The organism is Caulobacter sp. D5 (assembly GCF_003185805.1).
Lineage (GTDB): Bacteria > Pseudomonadota > Alphaproteobacteria > Caulobacterales > Caulobacteraceae > Caulobacter.
Genome location: NZ_QHJY01000182.1, coordinates 1 through 2,939 on the forward strand (window position 1 = coordinate 1; position 2,939 = coordinate 2,939).

The following is a 2,939-nucleotide window of genomic DNA, read 5'->3' on the forward strand; positions in this document are numbered from 1 at the left end:
GGGCGGCCCCGGTGGTCCTCAGGGCGGTCCTCCCCCGGCCGGCGGCCCGCAAGGCGGTCCTCCCGGTGGTGGTCAAGGCGGTCCGGGCGGCCCCGGCGGCGGCCAGACCGGCCCGCTGGCCGGCAACGGCTTCAGCGCGAGCTACACCGCGACGTTCGAAGCCCAGCGTCCGTAATCCGCATATCTCCCTTCCCCCTTCGATGGGGGAAGGGTCGGGGATGGGGGTGACACCGGTTCAGGACCTTGCTGCGCCGGGGTGACGTCCACCGCCGCTCCACCCCCAACCCTGCCCTTCCCCCATCAAGGGGGAAGGGAAGAGGTTTCTCCCCCATGACCCGCGTCCTCGTCCCGTTGATCAGCGAACCGCCGGCCCGACCGGTGGGCGGGATCGTGCGCGGGTTCGACGGAGCGACCATGGGCACGACCTGGTCGGTCAAGGCCGTGCTGCCCGCCACCACCGACCTTGCGGCCATGACCGCCATGGTCCAGCGCGCCCTCGACCAGGTCGTCGCGCAGATGAGCGCCTGGGATCCGATGTCGGCCCTGTCGCGCTTCAACCGCTCGACCGCCGGAACCTGGACCGCCCTGCCCGCCGGCTTCGCGACCGTGCTGCGCCGCGCCCTCGAGGTCGCCGAAGGCAGTGACGGCGCGTTCGACCCCACCCTGGGCGCGGTCACCGATCTCTGGGGCTTCGGCCCCCGCCCCTTCTCCGGCGAGCCGCCGAGCGCCGACGCCCTCGACGCCGCCCGCGCCCCCATCGGCTGGCGTCGCGTGACGCTGGACGGCGACGCCCTCTTTCAGCCGGGCGGCCTTCACATCGACCTCAACGGCATCGCCAAGGGCTTCGGCGTCGACGAGGCCGCCCGCGCCCTGGAACGGGCCGGCGTGCGCTCCTACCTCGTCGAGGTCGGCGGCGAGCTGCGCGGCACGGGCGCCAAGCCCGACGGCCAGCCCTGGTGGGTCGAGCTGGAGCGCCCGCCGCTCGCCGGCGCCAACGACGAAGCCGCCCCGCGCACGGTGCTGGCCCTGCACGGCCTGTCGGTGGCGACCTCGGGCGACTATCGCCGGTTCTTCGACCATGCGGGCAAGCGCTACGCCCACACGCTGGATCCCGCCTCGGGCGTCCCTTGCGACGCCGGCGTGGTCAGCGTCACCGTGCTGCACCCCGAGTGCATGACCGCCGACGCCCTGGCCACCGCCCTGACCGTCATGGGTCCGGACGCCGCCCTGGCCTTCGCCACGGCGCGCGACCTGCCGGCCCTGATCGTCACGCGCGGCCCCAATGGTCTCAGCGAACGCCTGTCGCCGGCCCTGCAGGCGATGCTCGACGAATGACCGACCTGCTTTCCAGCCTGCCGCCGGGCTCGCGCCGTCTGGTCCTGGCCGCGATCGTCGTCGGCCTCTACCTGCTGCTGTGCGCCGGGATCGCCCTGAAGGTCGCCCTGCGCAAGGCCAAGGCCGCCCGCGAGGAGAAGGCCCTGGCCGCCGGCGCGGGCGAGCCGGTGCTCGTGGCCTTCGCCAGCCAGACCGGCTTCGCCGAGGAACTGGCCCTGGCCACGGCGAAAGCGCTGCAAGCCGCGAACGTGCCGGCGCGCCTGCGCGAACTGGCCGCCGTCGAGCCCGCCGACCTGACCGGCCGCGCCCTCTTCATCGTCAGCACCACCGGCGAGGGCGACGCCCCCGACAACGCCCGCCGCTTCATCCGCGACGTCATGGCGACCGAGCCGGACCTGTCGGGCCTGACCTACGCCGTGCTGGCCCTGGGCGACAGCAGCTATGCCCACTACTGCGCCTTCGGTCACAGCCTGGACGCCTGGCTGGCCCGCAACGGCGGATCGCGCCTGTTCGACACGGTCGAGGTCGATGACGGTGAGGCCGCCGCCCTGCGCCACTGGCAGTCGCAGCTTTCGGTGCTCACCGGCTCGACCGACGCTCCCGACTGGAGCCGCCCGGCCTATGGCCGCTGGAAACTGGCCGATCGCCGCCTGCTCAATCCCGGCTCGGCCGGCGAAGGCGCCTTCCATGTGCGCCTGGAACCGCTGGACGGCGACGTGACCTGGCAGGCCGGCGACATCGTCGAGATCGGCCCGCGCAACGCTCCCGCCGACGTGGCCGACCTGCTGGCGCGGCTGTCGCTGTCGGCCGAGACCCCGGTGAAGGCCGACGAGGCCCAGGCCCTGGGCGAGGTCCTGTCCTGGCGGCGGCTGCCGCACGAGGAGGCGGCCATCAAGGCGCTGGCCGGGACCGCGCCCCAGGCCCTGATCGACGCCCTGCCCGCCCTGCCCCACCGCGAATATTCGATCGCCTCCCTGCCGACCGACGGCGGGGTCGAGCTGGTCGTGCGGCTGATGCGCCGCGCCGACGGCAAGCCCGGCCTGGGCTCGGGCTGGCTGGTCGAGCATGCGAGCGTCGGCGCCGAGATCGCCGGCCGCGTGCGCTCCAACCGCAGCTTCCACGCGCCGGCCGACGACCGGCCGATGATCCTGATCGGCGCCGGCACGGGCCTCGCCGGCCTGCGCAGCCACCTGAAGGCCCGCGCGGCGCTGGGCCGCAAGCAGAACTGGCTGGTGTTCGGCGAGCGCTCGGCGGCCCACGACTACTTCCATCGCGACGAGATCGAGGCCTGGCTCGCCTCGGGCGTGCTGGCGCGGCTGGATCTGGCCTTCTCCCGCGACCAGGCCGACAAGGTCTACGTCCAGCACCGCCTGCGGGCGGCGGCCGACGAGGTGCGGGCCTGGGTGGCCCGGGGCGCTGCGATCTATGTCTGCGGCTCGCTGGAAGGCATGTCGCGCGAGGTCCACGCCGCGCTGGGCGAGATCCTGGGCGTTCAGGCGCTTGAGGATCTGGCCGATCAGGGTCGGTATCGGCGGGATGTGTACTGAGGCGGCGGGCCGTCTCGGAGACGTTGTGGCCGCACATCTCGTAGACCCGCTGGATGT

The 2,939-nt window shown here is 73.6% G+C and carries 2 protein-coding genes and 1 pseudogene; 2 read left to right on the top strand and 1 reads right to left on the bottom strand.

Features of this window, described 5'->3' with window-relative positions:
- The first annotated feature begins 330 nt into the window (after nt 1-330).
- Nucleotides 331-1,335 carry an FAD:protein FMN transferase gene (locus DMC18_RS13055; protein WP_110132994.1) on the top strand — a complete coding sequence of 335 codons (1,005 nt, stop codon included), beginning with the start codon at nt 331-333 and terminating at the stop codon, nt 1,333-1,335.
- Entirely contained in the window at nt 1,332-2,882 is a 1,551-nt protein-coding gene (locus tag DMC18_RS13060) for a sulfite reductase flavoprotein subunit alpha (protein ID WP_110119311.1), read from the top strand. The genes DMC18_RS13055 and DMC18_RS13060 overlap by 4 nt, the downstream gene beginning before the upstream one ends.
- On the opposite strand, the pseudogene DMC18_RS25645 reads toward DMC18_RS13060, so the two are convergent.
- A pseudogene (locus DMC18_RS25645) lies at nt 2,872-2,939 on the bottom strand (two-component system response regulator); the annotation flags it as partial. The gene DMC18_RS13060 and the pseudogene DMC18_RS25645 overlap by 11 nt on opposite strands.